The sequence below is a fragment of the Actinoplanes sp. NPDC049316 genome, assembly GCF_040677315.1.
In the GTDB taxonomy this organism is placed as follows: domain Bacteria; phylum Actinomycetota; class Actinomycetes; order Mycobacteriales; family Micromonosporaceae; genus Actinoplanes.
Genome location: NZ_JBFAQM010000001.1, coordinates 47291 through 67061 on the forward strand (window position 1 = coordinate 47291; position 19771 = coordinate 67061).

The 19771-nt window shown below is 73.7% G+C and carries 14 protein-coding genes; 11 read left to right on the forward strand and 3 right to left on the reverse strand.

The features are described 5' to 3' along the window. Positions 1-3 precede the first annotated feature (3 nt). The gene (locus AB0K03_RS00190; RefSeq protein ID WP_364678208.1) at positions 4-1314 is read left to right on the forward strand and encodes a DUF6519 domain-containing protein; all 1311 of its coding nucleotides are present in this window, start codon (positions 4-6) and stop codon (positions 1312-1314) included. Here the strand turns inward: AB0K03_RS00190 and AB0K03_RS00195 are convergent. Continuing rightward, positions 1276-1944, reverse strand: a complete 669-nt coding sequence (locus tag AB0K03_RS00195; protein WP_364678211.1) for a class F sortase — start codon at positions 1942-1944, stop codon at positions 1276-1278. The genes AB0K03_RS00190 and AB0K03_RS00195 overlap by 39 nt on opposite strands. 8 nt (positions 1945-1952) lie before the next feature. Continuing rightward, positions 1953-2396 (reverse strand): hypothetical protein, encoded by a 444-nt coding sequence (locus AB0K03_RS00200; RefSeq protein WP_364678213.1) that lies wholly within the window; start codon positions 2394-2396, stop codon positions 1953-1955. Positions 2397-2774: 378 nt separating this feature from the next. Between AB0K03_RS00200 and AB0K03_RS00205 the strand changes: the two genes are divergently transcribed. From AB0K03_RS00205 to AB0K03_RS00235, 7 genes are all read left to right on the forward strand, one after another. Then, positions 2775-6683: a Pls/PosA family non-ribosomal peptide synthetase gene (locus AB0K03_RS00205; protein WP_364679361.1), complete on the forward strand. Its 3909-nt coding sequence runs from the start codon at positions 2775-2777 to the stop codon at positions 6681-6683. Then, positions 6680-8008, forward strand: coding sequence for a M1 family metallopeptidase (locus AB0K03_RS00210; RefSeq protein ID WP_364679364.1), 1329 nt, complete (start codon positions 6680-6682; stop codon positions 8006-8008). The genes AB0K03_RS00205 and AB0K03_RS00210 overlap by 4 nt, the downstream gene beginning before the upstream one ends. Next, a complete protein-coding gene (locus tag AB0K03_RS00215; RefSeq protein WP_364678216.1) occupies positions 8005-8520 on the forward strand; it encodes an AAA family ATPase in 516 nt (171 codons plus the stop codon). Before AB0K03_RS00210 ends, AB0K03_RS00215 begins: the two co-directional genes overlap by 4 nt. A gap of 64 nt (positions 8521-8584) precedes the next feature. Continuing rightward, positions 8585-10174, forward strand: a complete 1590-nt coding sequence (locus AB0K03_RS00220; protein ID WP_364678219.1) for a phosphodiester glycosidase family protein — start codon at positions 8585-8587, stop codon at positions 10172-10174. Between the two features lie 879 nt (positions 10175-11053). Continuing rightward, entirely contained in the window at positions 11054-12841 is a 1788-nt protein-coding gene (ftsH, locus tag AB0K03_RS00225; RefSeq protein ID WP_364678221.1) for an ATP-dependent zinc metalloprotease FtsH, read from the forward strand. A 128-nt stretch (positions 12842-12969) separates the two neighbouring features. Next, positions 12970-13566 carry a LemA family protein gene (locus AB0K03_RS00230; RefSeq protein WP_364678224.1) on the forward strand — a complete coding sequence of 199 codons (597 nt, stop codon included), beginning with the start codon at positions 12970-12972 and terminating at the stop codon, positions 13564-13566. 11 nt (positions 13567-13577) lie between these two features. After that, complete coding sequence (locus tag AB0K03_RS00235) at positions 13578-14504, forward strand: M48 family metallopeptidase (RefSeq protein ID WP_364678227.1); 927 nt, start codon at positions 13578-13580, stop codon at positions 14502-14504. Here the strand turns inward: AB0K03_RS00235 and AB0K03_RS00240 are convergent, their stop codons facing one another. Then, complete coding sequence (locus AB0K03_RS00240; RefSeq protein WP_364678230.1) at positions 14505-16277, reverse strand: GAF domain-containing protein; 1773 nt, start codon at positions 16275-16277, stop codon at positions 14505-14507. It abuts the gene before it with no gap. 145 nt (positions 16278-16422) lie between these two features. Here AB0K03_RS00240 and AB0K03_RS00245 point away from each other — a divergent pair, with 145 nt between their 5' ends. Genes AB0K03_RS00245 through AB0K03_RS00255 form a run of 3 tightly spaced genes read left to right on the forward strand, consistent with a single transcriptional unit; the run spans position 16423 to position 19763 of the window. Then, positions 16423-17769, forward strand: a complete 1347-nt coding sequence (locus tag AB0K03_RS00245) for an MFS transporter (RefSeq protein WP_364678232.1) — start codon at positions 16423-16425, stop codon at positions 17767-17769. Positions 17770-17772: 3 nt separating this feature from the next. After that, on the forward strand, positions 17773-18537 hold the full coding sequence (locus tag AB0K03_RS00250) for an alpha/beta fold hydrolase (protein ID WP_364678235.1): 765 nt from the start codon (positions 17773-17775) through the stop codon (positions 18535-18537). Further along, on the forward strand, positions 18534-19763 hold the full coding sequence (locus AB0K03_RS00255; protein ID WP_364678237.1) for a serine hydrolase domain-containing protein: 1230 nt from the start codon (positions 18534-18536) through the stop codon (positions 19761-19763). Before AB0K03_RS00250 ends, AB0K03_RS00255 begins: the two co-directional genes overlap by 4 nt. The last annotated feature ends 8 nt before the right edge of the window (positions 19764-19771 follow it).

The following is a 19771-nucleotide window of genomic DNA, read 5'->3' on the forward strand; positions in this document are numbered from 1 at the left end:
ACCATGCACGGCGACTTCTCGCGCCTCACGTTCCAGCCCGGCAAGCACCACACCGCGGTCCTCAGCCAGCAGGGCCGGCTCCGCCTCGACGCGGAGGACAACGAGCAGGCCGCCATCCAGGCGTATCTCGCGCGGCAGCTGACCACGGACCTCATCGGGCCCTACGCGGGCCCGGCGGGTGACCTCGGTTTCGCCATCAGCCGTACCGACGAGGGGGACCATCCGGACCTGACCATCGGGCCGGGCCGTTACTACGTGGGCGGCATCCTCTGCGACGCCACCGGACCGGACGGCGGCGGCTGGACATACCTGAACCAGCCGGACGCGGTCATCGACCCGGACAAGCAAGGGCTGCCGGACAACGGATTCCTCGTCTACCTGCGGGTGCGCGAGCGCGTGGTGAGCGCGATCGAGGACCCGGACCTGCACGAGAAGGCGCTCGGCCCGTCGCTGCCCGGAACCACGCTGCGGCTGCGCGTGGCCTGGCAGGTGCTGGTGACCGGTGTCGAGACGCGCGACGTCAAGGCCGGGCGGGCGGCGTTCGAGGACTGGGCGCAGCAGCGGCACCCGCACCGCGGCGTGGCCGCGTTCGGCGTGGAACGCCCCGCCGACGCCGACGACGACACCTGCATCGTCAACCCCGAGGCGGCCTATCGCGGGCCGGAGAACCAGCTCTACCGGGTCGAGGTGCACCACGGCGGCGCTCAGGGCACGGCCACCGTCAAATGGTCGCGGGACAACGGCTCGGCGGTCTACACGATCGGCGAGCTCGAGGGGGACTGGGTGACCGTGACCGGGTCCACCGACGACAAGATGCTCCCGGAGGTCGAGGACTGGGTCGAGGTGATCGACGACGTCGTGACGAGCGGCGACGATCCGGGCCCGCTGCTGCAGGTGGTCGACGTCGACTTCGGTGGCCGCCGGGTACGGCTGTCCGGCGTGCCCGCGGACGACACCGGGCGGGACGTCGCGCGGCACCCGTACCTGCGGCGCTGGGACCAGCGTGCGCCCGGCCGGGGCGGTCAGGCGCTGGACGGCGGCGCGGTGCCGATCACCGAGAACGTGTGGATCCCGCTGGAGCAGGGGGTGCAGGTGAAGTTCGGGGCGGGCGGCACGTATCGCACCGGCGAGTACTGGACGGTCGCCGCCCGTACGCTCGACGGCGACGTCGAATGGCCCCGGGTGGACGGCGAGCCGGTGCTGCGGCCCCCGGCCGGCCCGCAGGAACACCTCGCGCCGCTGGCCTGGTTCCCGCCCGACGGCGAGATGCAGGACCTACGGATGCAGTTCGAGCCGATCTCGCGGTCCGTCTGACCGGGCGGCCGGGGCCGCGTACACGACGAGGTTGTCGCGATAGGTCCGGCGGAACCGGTCGTAGCTTCCGCCGCACGTGATCAGGCGCAGCTCCGGCCGGCTCACCGGGCCGTACACCGCGTCGGTGGGGAAGTCGGCCTTGCGATACCAGGCGGTCCGCGCGACGGCGAATACGACGGTGCCCCCGCCGGCGCGGCCGACCCGGATGAGGTCGCCCGGCTTCAGCTCCCGCAGCCGGTAGAAGACGGCGGGCCCGTCGCGCGCGGAGTCCACGTGCCCGAGGATCACCGCCGCGCCGGGCTCGCCGGGGATGGCGCCGTAGCGGTACCAGCCGGCGGGCGAGTCCGCGCCGAGCGGAGGCAGCGCGACCGTGCCGTCGCGCCGCAGTCCCAGCCGCAGCAACGGTGTCCGTACGCCGATCGCCGGTATCTCCAAGGTGGTCGGCGGCCCGGCCGGCTCTTCCGCGACGGCGCCGAACGGCTCCGGCTTCTCCTCGGCCGGCGGTGCAGCGACCACCGCTGAGAAGGTGTGACGGGAGGGCGCCGGCCACACGCCCACGATCGTCAGGGTGGTGCCGCCGACGAACAGAACCGCCGCGAGCGCCGCCTCAGCGGCGACACGGACCCGCACGGGAAGCCCTACCGTCGCCGACGCCGTGCCAGCCGGACCGTCAGCAGCCCGGCCATCAGGACGAGGACCAGTCCGGTGACGGTCGGGGTCAGGTCCATCCCGGCCGTGCTGCCGCCACCCGTGTCCGGCGGACCCTTGGGCACGACCGGTTTCGACGCCGGAGGCTTCGACGTCGGTCCGGCCGGCGTCGTCGTGGCCGGCGGCGGCGCGGAGGTAGGACCGGACGGGGCAGCGGACGGAGACGTCGAGACGGGCGGCGTCGTGGCCGGCGCCGTCGTCGCCACGACCGGTGGCTGAGAGGCGTCGCCGCCCCCGCCTCCGCCGGTGTCGCGACCGCAGAACGCCAGCAGCAGCAATGCCAGCAGGAGCAGAAGCAGGAGCAGCAGAAGCAGCAGCAGCGTGCGGCGCCGGCCCCGTCGCGGAGCCGCGCCGGCGGGACCGTAATCGCTCATCTGAAGCAGGATGACCGTGGTCCGCTCGTACCGGCAGCGCTCAGTCCTCGATCGGACATCGGCTGAGGAGAATTGGTGCCGTGGCGGCCGGCCCTGGGCGCCTCGTCAAGCACCTCTCCGCCGTGGAGGAGCACAAGCTCTCCAAAATGCTGATCGGCCACGAGACGGGTCCACCGTGGAATACGGGGGCGTCCGGTGCGGGCCCGCTGAAACGCGATTGTCGGCGATGTCACTGTGTCGGGTGACACCAATCCGCTATTTCACCGTCATTCCGCGTTGCGGCGACGTAGCGTTGAGGGCCGCCCGGGGCGGGTCCGCTCACCGCATCTCCCGGGTCAGGCCGACCCATGAGGTGAAGATGGTGCACGCCCGGTGACCGTGACGACTGACCTGCCACTGGTCGCACTTCCCACGATCGCCACCGGAGCGACGGCACCCGCGGTGTTCCGCTCCGCTTCCGCCCCGGCCCGCCGCACCCTCGTCGACATCCTCGACGAGACCGTGCGCGCCCACCCCGGCGCCCTCGCCATCGACAACGGCACGACCGCGCTGACGTATCGCGAGCTAGCCGACGAGATCGACGCCGTGCGGGTCACCCTCGCCGGGCACGGGATCGGCGCCGGCGACCGGGTCGGTGTCCGGGTCTCCTCGGGTACGGCGGAGCTGTATCTGGCCATCCTCGGCGTGCTGGCCGCCGGCGCGGCGTACGTGCCGGTCGATGCGGACGACCCGGACGAACGCGCCGAGCTCGTGTTCGGCGAGGCCGACGTGTGCGCGGTGCTCGGTGACGGGCTGACGGTGTCGCAGCGCCGTACCCCCGAGGGGCGCAGCGGACGGCCCGGACCGGACGACGACGCCTGGATCATCTTCACCTCCGGCTCGACGGGCACCCCGAAGGGTGTGGCCGTCAGCCACGGCGCGGCGGCCGCCTTCGTCGACGCCGAGGCCCGCCTGTTCCTGGCCGGGCCGGGCGACGAGCCGGTCCGTCCGGGCGACCGCGTGCTGGCCGGGCTGTCGGTGGCGTTCGACGCCTCCTGCGAGGAGATGTGGCTGGCGTGGCGGCACGGCGCGTGCCTGGTCCCGGCCGAGCGGGCGCTCGTGCGCAGCGGCGTCGACCTGGGGCCGTGGCTGGCGGAGCGGCGCATCTCCGTGGTCTCCACCGTGCCGACCCTCGCCGCGCTGTGGCCGGTGGAGGCGCTCGACGACGTCCGGCTGCTCATCTTCGGCGGCGAGGCCTGCCCGCCGGAGCTCGCGGCGCGGCTGGCCGTGGAGGGGCGCGAGGTCTGGAACACGTACGGCCCGACCGAGGCGACCGTGGTCGCGTGCGCCGCGCGGATGACCGGGGACGGGCCGGTGCGCATCGGCCTGCCGCTCGCCGGCTGGCAGCTCGCGGTGGTCGACCCGGCCGGCGAACCGGTCGCGATGGGTCAGACCGGCGAGCTGGTGATCGGCGGGGTCGGCCTCGCGCGGTATCTGGACGCGGCGAAGGACGCGGAGAAGTTCGCGCCGCTGCCCGCGCTCGGCTGGCGGCGGGCGTACCGCAGCGGGGACATCGTGCGGGCCGAGCCCGAGGGCCTGCTGTTCGTGGGCCGCGGCGACGAGCAGGTCAAGCTCGGCGGGCGCCGGATCGAGCTCGGCGAGGTGGACGCCGCCCTGCAAGCGCTGCCCGGCGTCGCGGGTGCGGCCGCCGCGGTGCAGCGCACGGCCGCGGGCAACCAGCTCCTCGTCGGGTACGTGGTGCCGCACGACGGCGCCGACCTCGACCTGACGGCGGCCGCGGAGCGGATCCGGGAGCAGCTTCCCGCCGCATTGGTGCCGCTGCTGGCCGTCGTGGACGCGTTGCCGACCCGGACCTCCGGGAAGGTGGACCGGGCCGCGCTGCCGTGGCCGCTGGCGACCGGGCCCGGCACGGCCGGCCGGCTGACCGCGACCGAGGAGTGGCTGGCCGGCGGCTGGGAGGAGATCCTCGGCGTACGCCCCGCCGAGGCGGACGCCGACTTCTTCTCCAGCGGCGGCGGCAGCCTCACCGCGGCGCAGCTCGTCGCGTGGATCCGGCGCCGGCACCCGCAGGTCTCGGTGGCCGACATCTACCGCGGCCCCAGACTGTCCCAGCTCGCGACCGTGCTCGACGCGCTCGGCACGACCGCGGCCGTCCGCCGCGAGGTCCGTCCGACGCCGCGCCGGGCCGGGCTGCTCCAGGGCCTGCTGATGCTGCCGCTGCTCGCGCTCGTCGGACTGCGCTGGCTGACCGTTCTCGCCGCGCTGAGCAACGTCGTCCAGCTGCTCGTCCCGGCCCCGTGGGCCCCGCAGGTGTCCTGGTGGTGGGTGGCGCTCGGCTGGGTGCTGATGTTCAGCCCGCTCGGCCGGATCGCGGTGGCCGCCGGCGGGGCCCGGCTGCTGCTGCGCGGCGTGCGTCCCGGCAGCTACCCCCGCGGCGGCGGCGTGCACGTGCGGTTGTGGGCCGCCGAGCGGCTGGCCGAGCTGACCGGCGCCACCAGCGTCGCCGGGGCCTCCTGGATGCTCACCTACGCCCGGGCGCTCGGCGCCCAGATCGGCCCCGACGTCGACCTGCACTCCGCCCCGCCGGTCACCGGCCTGCTCAAGCTCGGCCGCGGCGCGGCGATCGAGCCGGAGGTCGATCTGGCCGGCCACTGGGTCGACGGCGACGTGGTGCGCATCGGCAAGATCCGGGTCGGTGCGGGCGCCCGCGTCGGCTCCCGGAGCACACTGATGCCCGGCGCGCGGATCGGCAAGGGCGCACGGATCGCCGCCGGCTCCACCGTGGCCGGCGCCGTGCCGGCGAACCAGCGCTGGGCCGGCTCGCCGGCGGCGCCCGCCGCCAAGGACCCGGCCGGGTGGCCCGCTCAGCGCCCGGCGCGCTCGCGGATGCGGTCCCGCTTCTGGACCGCCGCGTACGGTGTGACCGCCCAGCTGCTGGGTCTCGTCCCGGTCCTGGCCGCCGTGCCGGGGCTCGCCCTGCTCGGCTGGACGCTGACGTTCCGGCCCGCCGTGGGCCCGATCCTGGCGGCCGTCGCCGCAGCGGCCGTCGCGTACATCCTCGGTTATGCGCTCGTGGTGCTCGTGGCCGTGCGCGCGCTGAGCATCGGCATGCGCGCCGGCTACCACCCCGTCCAGGGGCGGATCGCGTGGCAGGTGTGGGCGACCGAGCGGCTGATGGGGATGGCCCGGGTGGGGCTGTTCCCGCTCTACGCCAGCCTGTTCACGCCGGTGTGGCTGCGGCTGCTGGGCGCGAAGGTCGGACGCGGGGTGGAGGCGTCCACGGTCCTTGCGCTGCCCGCGATGACCACGGTCGCCGACGGCGCGTTCCTGGCCGACGACACGATGGTCGCCACGTACGAGCTGAGCCACGGCTGGCTGCGGGTCGAGCCGGCCCGCATCGGCAAGCAGGCGTTCCTCGGTAACTCCGGCATGGCCGCGCCCGGCCGGTCGGTGCCCAAGCGCGGCCTCGTCGGCGTGCTCTCCTCGGCGCCCCGCAAGGCGAAGAAGGGCTCGTCGTGGCTGGGCGCACCGCCGATGCCGTTGCGCCGTACGGTCGAAGCCGCCGACACCAGCCGCACGTTCGACCCGCCGCTGCGGCTGAAGCTGGCCCGCGCCGCGGTCGAGCTGTGCCGCATCGTCCCGGTGATGGTCGCCGCCGCGCTGGCCGTCGGCGTCCTCGCGGCTCTGGCGTACCTGTGGCATCTCGCCGGCGGGTGGGCGGCCGCCCTCGCCGCCGGGCCGGTGCTGCTGGTCGCGGCGATCGTCGCCGCCGCCGCCGCGACCGCCGCGAAGTGGCTGCTGGTGGGCCGGTTCCGGGTCACCGACCGCGCGTTGTGGACGTCGTTCGTCTGGCGCAACGAGCTGGCCGACACGTTCGTCGAGGTGCTCGCCGCGCCCTGGCTGGTCCGCTTCGCCGGCGGCACGCCGCTGCTGACCGCGTGGCTGCGGACCCTCGGCGCGAGGATCGGCCGGGGCGTGTGGCTGGAGACCTACTGGCTGCCCGAGTACGACCTCGTGCGGCTCGGCGACGGCGCCACGGTGAACCGCGGTTGTGTGGTGCAGACCCACCTGTTCCATGATCGTGTGATGAGCATGCATGAGGTGACCCTCGGCGCGGGCGCCACGATGGGTCCGCACGGCATCATTCTGCCCGGAGCGAGCATCGGCGCGCGGACCTGTGTCGGGCCCGGCTCGCTGGTGACCCGCGGCGACGCGGTGCCCGCGGACAGCCGGTGGCTCGGCAACCCGATCGCGGCCTGGCCGGCGTCGGCCGTCCGCGGGGCATGATCTCGGCGGGCGGCGCCACGCCCGGCGCCGACCGTTCGGCCGACTCGTACCTCCCCGGGCACGGCAACGGCGGCTACCGGGTCCTGCACTACGACCTGGACCTGGACTACCGCATCGTCACGAACCGGCTCGCGGGCCGGGCGACCGTCACCGCGGTGGCCGCCCAGGCGCTGTCCCGGTTCACCCTCGACCTGGGGCGGATGCGGGTCGAGGAGGTGCGGGTCGACGGCCGGCCGGCGAAGCACACCCATCGGCCGGACAAGCTGCACGTCAAGCCGGAGCGGCCGGTCGCGGCGGGCGCGACGTTCCGGGTGGACGTCCGGTACGCGGGCAAGCCGGTGCCCATCTCCGGCCGGTGGGGCGACATCGGCTGGGACGAGCTCACCGACGGCGCCCTGGTCGCCAGCCAGCCGAACGGGGCGCCGTCGTGGTTCCCCTGCGACGATCAGCCGGCCGCCAAGGCCACGTTCCGGGTGGCGGTCACGACCTCGTCCGCGTACACCGTGCTGGTGACCGGCGACCCCGTCTCCCGCCGTCGCGGCGCGGGCTCCACGACCTGGGTGTACGAGCGGCGCGAGCCCACGTCGCCGTACCTGATGAGCGTGCAGATCGGCCGCTACGAACGGGTGGACCTGGCGTACGGCGGGGTGCTGCAGCGCGCCGCGATCCCGGCCAGGCTGCGCGCGGGCGTGCTGCACGACTTCGGCCGGCACGGCGAGATCATGGGGGCGTTCCAGCGGTTCTTCGGCCCGTACCCGTTCACCGAGTACGTCGTCGTGGTCGCCGACGACGACCTCGACGACCCGGTCGAGGCGCAGGGCATGGCGGTCTTCGGCCGCAACCACATCGACGGGCGGCGCACCCACGAGCGGCTCGTCGCCCACGAACTGGCCCACCAATGGTTCGGCAACAGCCTCACCGTTGCCGACTGGCGCCACATCTGGCTCAACGAGGGCTTCGCCACGTACGCCGAATGGCTGTGGTCCGGCGTGGCCGGCGGCGCCCCGGCGGACGCCCTGGCGGCCCGCTGGTACGACGAGGTGGCGGCCCGCCCGGCGAACGTCGTCGTCGCCGACCCGGGGGTCGACCGGATGTTCGACCCCCTGGTCTACAAGCGGGGCGCGCTCACGGTGCACGCCCTGCGCAGAACGGTCGGTGACGAGGCGTTCTTCGCGCTGCTGCGGGCCTGGGTCGCCGAGCACGAGCACGGCACGGTGACCACCGAGCAGTTCCGGGCGCACGCCCAGCGCTTCGCCAGGGAGCCGCTGGACGGCCTGTTCACGACGTGGCTCGACCGGCGCCCGCTCCCTACGATGCCGCGATGAGCATCGTCTGGATCAACGGCACCCACGGGGTGGGCAAGACGACGACCGCGGCTCTCGTGCAGCGCCTGATTCCGGATGCGCGGGTGCTCGACGCCGAGAAGGTCGGCGAGACCCTGATGGACATCACGCCGGGGCTGCCGGGCACGGACAACTTCCAGCACTGGCCGCCGTGGCGGCACCTCGTCGTGGACACCGCCCGCCGCGTGCTCGACTACACCGGTGGCACGCTGGTGATGCCGATGACCGTGCTGGTCGAGCGCTACTGGCGGGAGATCAGCGCGGGTCTGGCCCAGCACGCCATCACCGTGCGGCACTTCGTCCTGCACGCCGACGAGGCCACGCTGCGCGCGCGCATCGCGGGGGAGCATCCGATCCCGTCCCCGTTCCGCCTCGCCCACCTGGAGCCGTACGCCCAGGCGGCCCGGACGTGGCTGCACGCGGCGGCCGAGGTAGTCGACACCACGCACCTCACGCCGTCGCAGGCCGCCCAGCAGATAGTCCGGGCCCTCTGACCTTCGTACCGCGCATGACCCCGCTCGCCTTGCCGATCCCGGTCCGGTGCCTTAGGACGGTGGTATGACCCGGCGCGCGGCGGCACCGCTGATCCTCCTGCTCCTCACCGGCTCCGCATGGGTCGCACCCCCCGCGGTGGCCGCGCACGGCGGCACCCTGCCGCTGGGACCGGCGGGACTGGAGGAGACGAGAACCACGCGGACCGTGCAACCCGGCGTCACCCTGACCCGGATCGTGCGCGGCCACACCGACCCGCGCGCCGTGTGGACGGTCGAGGTCGCCATCCCGCACGGGCCGGGCTCACCGGACCCGGACGCCCCACCCGCCGCGATCAGCGACGAGGCCGGCGCCCGGGCCACCGCGGACAGGCTCCGGTCGGCGGGACTCGACCCCCGGGTCGAGAAGGTGACCACCCCGACGCTCGCCGATCTCTCCGGTGACCTCGGCTGGCGCGTCCGTGTCGGCGGGACCGCCACGAAGGCCGAGGCCGATGTGATCCGTCAGCAGGTGATCGCGGCCGGGCTCGGCGGCGCGACCGTCTACACCGGCTGGGACGGCGAGCCGGACGACGTGGCCGGCTCCACCGGGCCGTGGCACGTCGACGTCCTGACCGTCGACCCCCGCGTCTTCACCGGCCGGTTCGCGGCCACCTACGGGCCCGATCTCGAGCAGCGCGAGACGACGAGCCGGCTGGCCGCCCTCAGCGGCGCCGACGCCGCCGTCAACGCCGGCTTCTTCGTGCTCGACCCGGCCGCCGGCGCCCCCGGAGACCCGGCCGGGGTGGCCGCGTACGACGGGCGCCTGGTCAGCGAGCCCGTCGCGGGCCGGCCGGCGCTGGTGCTGCGCGACGACGCCCGCCGCACGTCCGTCGTACGGCTGCGCTGGCACGGCCGGGTCGCGGGCCTGCCGCTCGACGGGCTGAACCGGGTGCCGGGGCTGATCCGCAACTGCGGCGGGACCGGGGACACCCCGACCGACCTTCCGCTGCACGACTTCACCTGTACGGACCCCGACGAGCTGGTCGCCTTCGACGCGGCGTACGGCCCCCGCACGCCGAGCGGCCCGGGCGTGGAGGTGGCGCTGGACCGCGGCGGCCGGGTCGCCGAGATCCGTACGGCCCGCGGCGGAACCATCCCCGCGGGCGGCCGGACCGTGCAGGCCACCGGATCGACGGCCGCCGCGCTGCTCGCGACTGTCCACGCCGGCCGCAGACTGCCGGTGCGGACGTGGCTGACCGACGACCGCGGCCGGCCGGTGCCCACGCCGCCGCACACGTCGATCGTCAACGGCGGCCCCGAACTCGTCCGCGACGGCCGGCTGCACGCCACACCGGCCGCCGACGGAATGGTCCGGCCCGGCGATCCCGGCTTCGCGTACGGCTGGGTGCACAAGCGCAACCCGCGTACCTTCGCGGGCGTGGACGCCGCCGGCCGTACGGTGCTGGTCACGGCGGACGGCCGCAGCACCGCGAGCATGGGTCTGGGCATCGCGGAGACCGCCGCGGTGGCGAAGGCGCTCGGCCTCCGGGACGCGCTGAACCTCGACGGCGGCGGCTCGACCACGATGGTCGTGGCCGGCACGGTGATCGGCACGCCGTCGGACGCGGCCGGCGAACGCCCGGTCGGCGACGCGCTCGTGCTCTCACGGCCCTGAGGGCCGAGCGCGGGCAGCGGTACACCCGGCGGACGAAGCGCGAGAACCGGGCCAGGCAGACCGGGCCGGGGTCCAGGACGTCCATCCGGTAGCCGGCCCGGCCCAGCGCGTTGAGCAGGCCGAGGTGCATGCCGTCCATGAACGCGGACCGGGCGGCCGTGACGAGCAGGTGGCCGGCCCGATCGCCCAGGCGCGCCGCCACCTGCAACGCCCCGCCGATGGAGCCGAGGATCGCCGAGGCCGCGTCCTCCGGCAGGCGGTAGGGAGTCAGCGCGGTGGTCATCTGGTCCTGGTAGCGCGCGTTGACCAGGCTGCCGACCACGGCGACGCCGAGGGCGCCGCCGACCTGCGGGGAGGTGCCGTTGGTGGCGGCTCCGACGCCGGTACGCCCGGCCGGCAGCGAACCCGTCACCGATTCCGCCGCGGCCGGCATGACCAGTCCGGCGCCGAGGCCGAGCAGGATCATCCCGGGCAGCGTGTCGGCGTACGTGGAACCGGTGCCGGCGGTGGAGAGCTGCCAGAGCCCGCCGGACACGGCGGCCAGCCCGGCGGAGACCGTCAGCTTGGTGCCGATCAGGCGTACGAGCACCGCGGAGCCTGGTGCCGCGACGGCGAGGACGGCCATCGGGCCAGAGGCGGATGTCGTCGCCGCCGTCCCGGAAGACCCTTGGCGGTCCGGCCCGGCCACCGGGGTCCTTGGTCCCTGCCCGGCGGCGGCGCGGCAGGCGCAGTCTGACTGCCAGGGCGCGAATCGCCGGAGAGGACGCCATGATCACCAGAGTGCGGCTGCCGCGCCGGCACCGGTCCGGGCCGGTCCCGGGTGGCCCGCCGGATCGCCCGCCCGCCCCGTCCGTGCGCGTGCCGGGGTGGCGTAAATGGGTGACACCGCTGGCTTTCCTGGTCCTGCTTCTCCTGTTGTGGGGGCCGCTGCTGCTGGGATCGACCAGCAACTCGATGTCCTACACCGACTTCCTCACCAAGGTCAACGCCGGCCAGGTCGCCTCCGTCACGGTCGACGACCGGGGCGCGGTCACCGGCGATCTCACCACGGGCCGGCAGTTCGTCACCCAGTTGCCCACCGCGCTGGGGCCGGCGGGCCTCGATCAGCGGCTCAGCGGGCACGGGGTACGGATCACCGCCGTGCAGGCCCGCGGCTCGTGGTGGGGTGCCCTGCTCGGCTGGCTGCCCTTCCTGGCGCTCATCGGCCTGTTCCTGTGGCTCGGCGCGCGGGCGAGCCGGCAACTCGCCGGCGGCATCGGCGGGTTCGGGCGTACCCGGGCGAAGATCATCGAGGCGGAGCGCCCGCAGACCCGCTTCGCCGACGTGGCCGGGTACGAGGGCGTCAAGCAGGAGATCAGCGAGGTGGTCGACTTCCTGCGCGAACCGCAGCGGTACGCCGCGGCCGGGGCGACCGGGCCCAAGGGCGTCATCATGGTCGGCCCGCCGGGCACCGGCAAGACCCTCATCGCCCGTGCGGTCGCCGGGGAGGCGCGCGTGCCGTTCCTGTCGGTGACCGGGTCGGAGTTCGTCGAGATGTTCGTCGGCGTGGGCGCGTCCCGGGTCCGCGACCTGTTCGCCGAGGCCCGCAAGCGGGCTCCGGCCATCGTCTTCATCGACGAGATCGACGCGCTGGGCAGCCGCCGTGGCGGCGTGCTGACCGGCGGGCACGACGAGCGGGAGCAGACCCTCAACCAGCTGCTGGCCGAGATGGACGGCTTCGACCAGACCACCGGCACCGTCGTGCTCGCCGCGACCAACCGGCCCGAGGCCCTCGACCCCGCCCTGTTGCGGCCCGGCCGGTTCGACCGGCGCGTCATCGTGCCCCTGCCCAACCAGAGCGAACGGTCGGCCATCCTGAAGGTGCACACGGCCGGCACCCACCTCGATCCGGCGGTGGACCTGGGCGTGGTGGCCCGCGGCACCCCCGGCTTCTCCGGCGCCGACCTGGCCAATCTCGTCAACGAGGCGGCCATCAACGCCGTACGCGACAAGCGCACCGTCATCGTCCCCGACGACTTCGACGCGGCCCGGGACCGGGTCCTGCTCGGCCGCCGCGACACCTCGAACGCGCTGCTGCCCGAGGAGCGGCACGCCGTGGCCGTCCACGAGGCGGGGCACGCCCTGGTCGCCGCCCTCTGCGAGCACGCCGACCCGGTCGCCAAGGTGACGATCCTGCCCGCCGGGATGGCGCTCGGCGCGACCGAACAGCTGCCGGAGGCCGAACGGCACCTCTACAGCGAGGCCTACCTGACCGACCTGCTCACCGTGCGGCTCGGCGGGCGGGCCGCCGAGATCGTGACCTTCGGCGAGGGCTCCAGCGGCGCCGCCGACGACCTGGCCGGCGCGACCCAGATCGCCACCCGGATGGTGGGCGAGTTCGGGCTGTCCAGCGCGCTGGGGCCGATCGGTTACAGCAGCGGCCGCCCGGACTTCCTCGGCGCCGACAAGCCCGAGCTGCTGGGCCGGCCGTACTCGGAGCAGACGCAACGCCTCATCGATCAGGAAGTCGCCGCCCTGCTGCGCCGGGCCCAGGATCGCGCGGTCGGCCTGCTGCGCGCCCACCGCGACGCCCTGAACCGGCTCGCCGCGCTCCTGGTCGAACGCGAGACGGTCGACGGGACCGCGGTGCGGCAGGCGCTCGGCGCGGCGGCCGTCGTCTCCGCGTGACCGGCGGCCAACACGGGCCGGTCGGCGCTCCCGGCGAGACGAACGGCACTGCCCGTACCGGCCGGGCGGGACGCACGGTGGGACCGAGGTGCACCGGCTCCGGCCGTGCCGTACCGAGGGAGGCGCCGATGTCCGTCGCCATCGCCATCGTCATCGCCGTCGTGGTCATCCTCGCCGTCGCGGGGGCCGTCGTCACGTACAACCGGCTGGTCCGCAAGCGCAACCGGACCGATGAGGCCTGGTCACAGATCGACGTGGAGCTCAAACGCCGCCACGATCTCGTCCCGAACCTGGTGCACACCGTCGCCGGGTACGCCGCCCACGAGCGCGGCACCTTCGAGGCGGTCACCGCCGCCCGGTCCGCGGCGGTCGAGGCGGGAGCGCGAGCCGATCCGGCCGCCGTCAGCGCCGCGGAGAACGCGCTCGGCCGGACGCTGCGCTCGCTGTTCGCCGTCGCCGAGAACTACCCGCAGCTGCGGGCCGAGGAAGGCTTCCTGGCGTTGCAGGAGCAACTCACGACCACCGAGGACAAGCTGGAGTACGCCCGCCGCTACTACAACACGAGCGTCCGCGACTACGACAGCGCCATCCAGTCGTTCCCGGCGCTGCTGATCGCGGGACCGTTCGGCTTCAAGCCGCGTGCCTTCTTCGACGCCGACACGGCGGACCGGCAGCCGCCCACCGTCGAGTTCCCCGCGGGTGGTCCCCGGGCGCCGGCCGGTTGAGGACGACGGCCATGTATCACCAGATCGCCCGCAACAAGCGGCTCACCGTCGTCTACATCGGCCTTTTCCTGCTGATCTGGCTCGGCATCGGCGCGGCTGTGGGTGCCGTGCGCGCGGCCACGTCGTCCGGCTCGTACGCCGCTGACGTCGGCACGGGGGCGCTGATCGCCGCGCTCGCCGCTGTCGGCGGCGTGCTGTTCACGCTGCGCTCCGGATCCCGGCTGGTCCTGGCAGTGGCCGGTGCACAGCCGGCGGACCCGGCGCGGTACCCGCAGCTGTACCACCTCGTCGAAGCCCTCGCGATCGGCGAGGGAGTCCCCGTGCCCGCCGTCTACGTCGTCGACGATCCGTCGCCCAACGCGTTCGCCACCGGGTTCCGCCCCGACCGGGCGGCCGTCACGGTGACCTCCGGGCTGCTCGCCATGCTGAACCGTGAGGAGCTCGAGGGTGTCCTGGCCCACGAGCTGAGCCACATCAGGAACCTCGACACCCGGCTGCTGCTCGTGGTCACCACCCTGATCGGCATGGCCGCGCTGCTGGCGAGCCTGATCTGGCACAACGCGTTCTGGCTGCGCGGCCGGGGCCGCAACGGCGCCCAGGTGACCCTGGTGGTCGCCGCCGCGGCGGCGTTGCTGTCGGTCGTCGCGTTCCTGGTGGGCCCGCTCATCCGGCTCGCGCTGTCGCGGCGCCGCGAGTTCCTCGCGGACGCGAGCGCGGTCGAGCTGAGCCGCAACCCCGCCGGCCTGCTCGGCGCCCTGCGCAAACTGCAGCGCAACGACACGCCACTGCGGCGCGCCAACCACGCCACGGCTGCGATGTGCATCGACGATCCGCTGACCCACCATGAGGGCGCAGCGCACCGGCTGTTCGACACCCACCCGCCGCTGGAGCAACGCATCGCCGTCCTGGAGGGCATGCTGCAGGGCCAGACGCTCTGATCAGGAGGGTTGCCGGTCGAGCTGGGTCCGCAGGTCGTGCAGGCGCAAGGCCACCTGCAGCTGCAGGGCCCGGTCCGGGTCGCGCCAGCCCGCACCGAGGACGACCTCTACCCGGGACAGCCGTTTGAGCAGCGTGTTCATGTGGACGTGCAACGCGCCCGCCGTCCGGGTGAGGTTGCCGGAGTGCGTGAAGTACGCGGACAACGTGGCCGCCAGCCGGGTCGATCGCCGCCGGTCGTACGCCAGCAGGGGCTCCAGCGTGTCGGCGAGGAAGCGGTCGAGTTCCTGGGCGCGTTCGGTGTCGAACAGCAGCGCGTACATGGCGTACGCGTCGGCTGTCGATCCCTGGTCCGTGACGCCCAGGCTCTGCATCAGGTCGCAGCATCGGCCGGCGGTCTCGAAGGCGCGTGCCCAGTTGTCGTCGGTGATTCGCTGGGCGACGACCCGTACCGGCGATCCGAGCTCGCGGCGCAGGCGGCCGTGGATCGTGCGCGCCAGCCGCGACGGGTCGGGGGTCGCGGCGAGAAGGGTCGCGCGGCCCAGGTGTTCGCCGCCGAGCCCGCTCCATTCGGCGGACATCGCGTGCAGGCGGCGGCCGATCTCGGAGGCGAGCCTCGTCTCGGACTTCGCGACGACGATGACGTTCAGCGCGCCGATGTCCACGCCGCGGGCATGGGCTCGGGTCCGGTGGGCCGGGCTCACCGGCGGGGCGGAGACCAGCAGCTCCGTCAGCAGCTCGCCGTTGACCCTCTCCTCCGCCTCGGCGACGGCCGTCTCCTTCATCACCAGCAGGCCCATGATCTGGGCGGCGCGCTCCAGCGTGCGGATGTCGACCGGCGTGGGTTCTTCCGTACGGGTGAGCAGCAGGGCGCCCAGATGGGTGTCGCCCGCCCGGACGGCGGCCGCGCTGTGCCACCGGCCGGCGCCGTCCGTGGTCGTCGCCCACCTCCCGGACCGGCGGGCCCGTTCCACCGCCTCGGGTGCCGACCCGGACCGGGGCAGGAGCCGGGCGTCGACGGAGCACCGGGCGGTGACCGCGCCGGCCCGGTCGAAGACCGTGACGGCGCCCTGCAGATGGTCCACGAGAAGCCGGGCGATCTCGCCGGCGCCGCCGCCGGTCAGCACCACGTGGGTCAGGGACTCGTGGACCGACTGGGCCTTCTCGATGGTGCGGAAGGCCGCCTGGAGTTGCTTGAGGGCCGAGCGGCTCTCGTCGTAGAGCCGGGCGTTGTTGAGCGCTATCGCGGCATGGTCGGCGAACGCGCTGAGCAGCGCTACCTCGTCGTGCTCGAACGGCCGCTCGGTGCGGTCCGCGGCGAACAGCACGCCGATGACCTCGTCGCCCACCAGCAGCGGTACGCCGAGCAGCGCGACCATGCCCTCCGGCGCGACCAGTTCGTCGAACGACCGGTCGTGCGGCACGTCGCGTGTTCGCAGATAGTTGCTCACCCAGGCCGGTGCGCCGGTCGCGATGACCCGGCCGCCGACGCCCGTGCCGGACGGCACCCGCGCGGTGTTGAACGTCGGGGAGATCGTTCCCTGCGAGGCCTTCAGCATCAGCTCGCCGCCGGGGCCGAGCAGCGACAGGTACGTGAAGTCGGTGCCGATGAGCTCGTGCGCCGCGCGGACGATCGAGTCGAGCACCGCGTCGAGCTCCCCGAGGGCGGTCAGCGACCGGGCGGTCGCGTACAGGGAGCTCAGCTCGCGTTCCCGGCGGATCCGGTAGGACGCCAGGTCCGGGCTGGAGGTACGGAGCTCGGTCGCGTCGCTCATCGCTGGGACCTCACCGCCAGTGGAGAGTTCCGACACCACAGTGGATTGAACAGTGTAAATAACGTCTCTCTCCGGGGCGGCTCCGCGACCTTAAAGTTCGCCGTATGTGATACGCGCCACAGACGACGTGGAACTGGGAGTCCTGATGAACGAAGCTGCTTCCCTGCACGAGCGGGCGACGCGCAAGGCGATGGTCCGGCTGCTCCCGGTCATCGGCCTCGCGTACTTCATGTCGTACGTCGACCGCACCAATGTCGCCCTGGCCAAGACCGCGCTCGAGGCCGACGTCGGCATCAGCGCCGCCGCGTACGGCCTGGGCGCCGGGCTGTTCTTCGTCAGCTACGCGTTGCTGGAGATCCCCAGCAACCTGGTCCTCTACCGCGTCGGGCCCCGCGTGTGGATCACCCGTATCGCGGTGACCTGGGGCGCGGTCTCCGCCGCCATGATGTTCGTGCAGAACGAGGCGTCGTTCTACGCGCTGCGGCTGCTGCTCGGCGCCGCCGAGGCCGGCCTCTTCCCGGCGCTGATGTACATGGTCACGCTCTGGTTCTCGCAGAAGCACCGGGTCACCATGGTGGGCCTCATCTACACCGCGCCATGCGTCGCCACCGTCATCGGCGCGCCGATGGGAGGCGCGCTCATGGAGCTGGACGGCGCCGGCGGCCTGCAGGGCTGGCAGTGGATGTTCCTCATCGAGGGGCTCGTCACCATGCTGGTCGGCATCCTCGTCTGGGTCGCGCTGCCGGACCGCCCGCACGACGCCCGGTGGCTCACACCGGCGCAGGCCGACGTGCTGACGCAGCACGCCGTGGGACACGACAAGCCCTCGGTGACCCGGGTACGCGGCAACCTGCGCCTCGCCTTCGGCCGCCCGGTGATCCTGCTGCTCGCCGTCGTCTACTTCGTCAACCAGGTGATCATGTCCGGGGTGGGTTTCAACTTCCCCGCCGTCCTGCAGGCCCTGGGCCTGAAGAGCTCCTTCCTCATCGGACTCGTGGCGGGCGGCGGCGGCCTCTTCGGCCTGGCCGGCGTCCTGCTCTTCCCGTGGCTGCAGCGCCGGTACGGGCGCGAGGTGCTGCTCATCGGCATCTGCGCGACCGGCACGCTGCTGCTCATGACCGCGTTCCTGGTCTCGGAGGACCCGGTGTGGCGCGTCAGCGTGCTCTACCTGTCCAGCGTCTTCGGCTTCGGCACGCTGCCGCTGTTCTGGTCGGTGGCCATGTCGCGGATGTCCGGGCTGCTGGCCGCCGCGGGGCTCGCGTTCATCAACATGCTCGGCATCACCGGCGCCTTCGTCGGCCCGTACGCGTACGGGCAGATCGAGGAATCCACCGGCAGCCTGTTCGCGCCGTACTACACGATCGTCGCCGTGGCCTGCGCCGGCGTCGCGCTCGTGGTGGCCCTGGGCGCGGTGATCCGGCGCGAGTCCCGGCGCGACAGCGCGACGCCCGTGGCCGCGGACGAGAACGTAGCGCTGCCGAAGGCAGGCTGAACCATGCCGCTCCGCCCTGCTGCCCTCGGCTCCGTGGTGTCCGCTCTGCTCCTGACCCTTCCGGCCGTACCCGCGTCCGCGGCGGGCTCGATCCGCTGGACGCCGTGCGACGACGGTTTCCGGTGCGGCACCATGTCCGTTCCGCTGAGCTACGACGACCCGCGGGGCGAGCGGATCAGCATCGCGCTGACCCGGCTGCCGGCCACCGACCCGCGCCACCGCATCGGCTCGCTGGTCGTCAACCCCGGCGGGCCCGGCCTCTCGGGCATCGACTTCGCCCGGACGTACCTGCGTGATCTGCCCGCCGATCTGCGCGCCCGCTTCGACATCGTCAACTTCGACTCCCGAGGGCTGGGCAGCAGCACGGCCCTGCGCTGCTACGACTCCGCCGCGGAGGAGCAAGCCGACCGCGCGCCGTTCCTGTACCCCGACACCCCGGCCGAGGAGGAGATCTGGCGGCAGGCCGACGACAAGCTGGCGGCCGCGTGCGCCCGGTGCGGCGGGCCGATCCTGAACCACATGTCCACTGCGGACGTCGCCCGCGACCTCGACGTGCTGCGGGTCCGGCTCGCCGACCGGAAGCTGACCTACCTCGGGTACTCGTACGGCTCGCTGCTCGGGCAGACCTACGCGAACCTCTTCCCGGACGGCTTCCGGGCCCTGGTCGTCGACGGCGTCATCGACTACCTGCGCACCGTGCGGACTCCCGGGCCGGGAACGGTGTGTCAGCCGGACCCGCCGTTCCCGGCCCCGGGGGCATCGCGATGACCGTGGAGGCCGACGCCGAACCGAAGGAGCTCGGCCTGGACCCCGACCGGCTCCTCGCAATCGACCGGCATTTCGCCCGCTACGTCGACGAGGGATTGCTGCCCGGCTGGCAGATCGTGGTGACCCGCAACGGCCGCGTCGCGCACAGCAGCGTCCACGGCCGGCGCGATCTGCGCACCGGGGCGCCGGTCGAGGCCGACACGCTCTGGCGGATCTACTCGATGACCAAGCCGATCACCTCGGTCGCCGCGATGACGCTGTGGGAACAGGGCCGGTTCCAGCTGACCGACGAGATCAGCCGGTGGTTGCCGGCGTTCGCCGACGTGCGGGTGTACGCGAAGGGCTCGGCGCTCAAGCCGTACACGGTGCCCGCGGTGGAGCCAATCCGGGTCTGGCACCTGCTGACGCACACGGCCGGGCTCACGTACGGCTTCCTGCACACCTCGGTGGTGGACCGCATCTACCGCGAGGCCGTCCCGGGCCTGGACGCCGGGCTGCTGGACCTGGAGACGGCCTGCGACCGGTACGCCGAGCTGCCGCTGCTCTTCCAGCCGGGCACGGCCTGGGGCTACTCGGTCGCCACGGACGTCCTGGCGCGGCTCGTGGAGGTGGTGGCCGGCCAGGACTTCGACACGGTCCTGCGGGAGCGCGTCTTCACCCCGCTGGGCCTGACCGGCGTCCGGCGCTCGGTGTCCGGAGCCGACGCCGCGCGGCTGGCCACGCTGCACGTCCCCGATCCCGTCACCGGGCTGGCCACCGCGGATCCGGTGACGAGCGCCGAGGCGCTGCGCCCGCCCGCGATGCGGGCCGGGGGTCACGGCCTGATCTGCACCGCCCGCGACTACCACCGGTTCACCCAGATGCTGCTCAACGAGGGCGAGCTCGACGGCACCCGCGTCCTCGGCCCGCGCACCGTCCGGCTGATGACCCGCAACCACCTGCCCGGCGGGCGGGACCTCGCGGCGCTGTCGACCGGCGGTTTCGCCGAGACCACGTTCGACGGCATCGGGTTCGGCCTGGGCTTCGCAGTCGTCCAGGACCCGGTTGCCGGCCGCCTGCCGGCCAACGCCGGCGAGTACCACTGGGGCGGCATCGCGAGCACCAGTTTCTGGGTGGACCCGGTGGACCGGGTGACGGCCATGCTCTTCAGCCAGCTCACGCCGTCGAGCACGTACCCGCTGAGGCAGCAGCTGAGCCAGCTGGTGTCCGCGGCCCTGGTGGACTGAGACCGGCG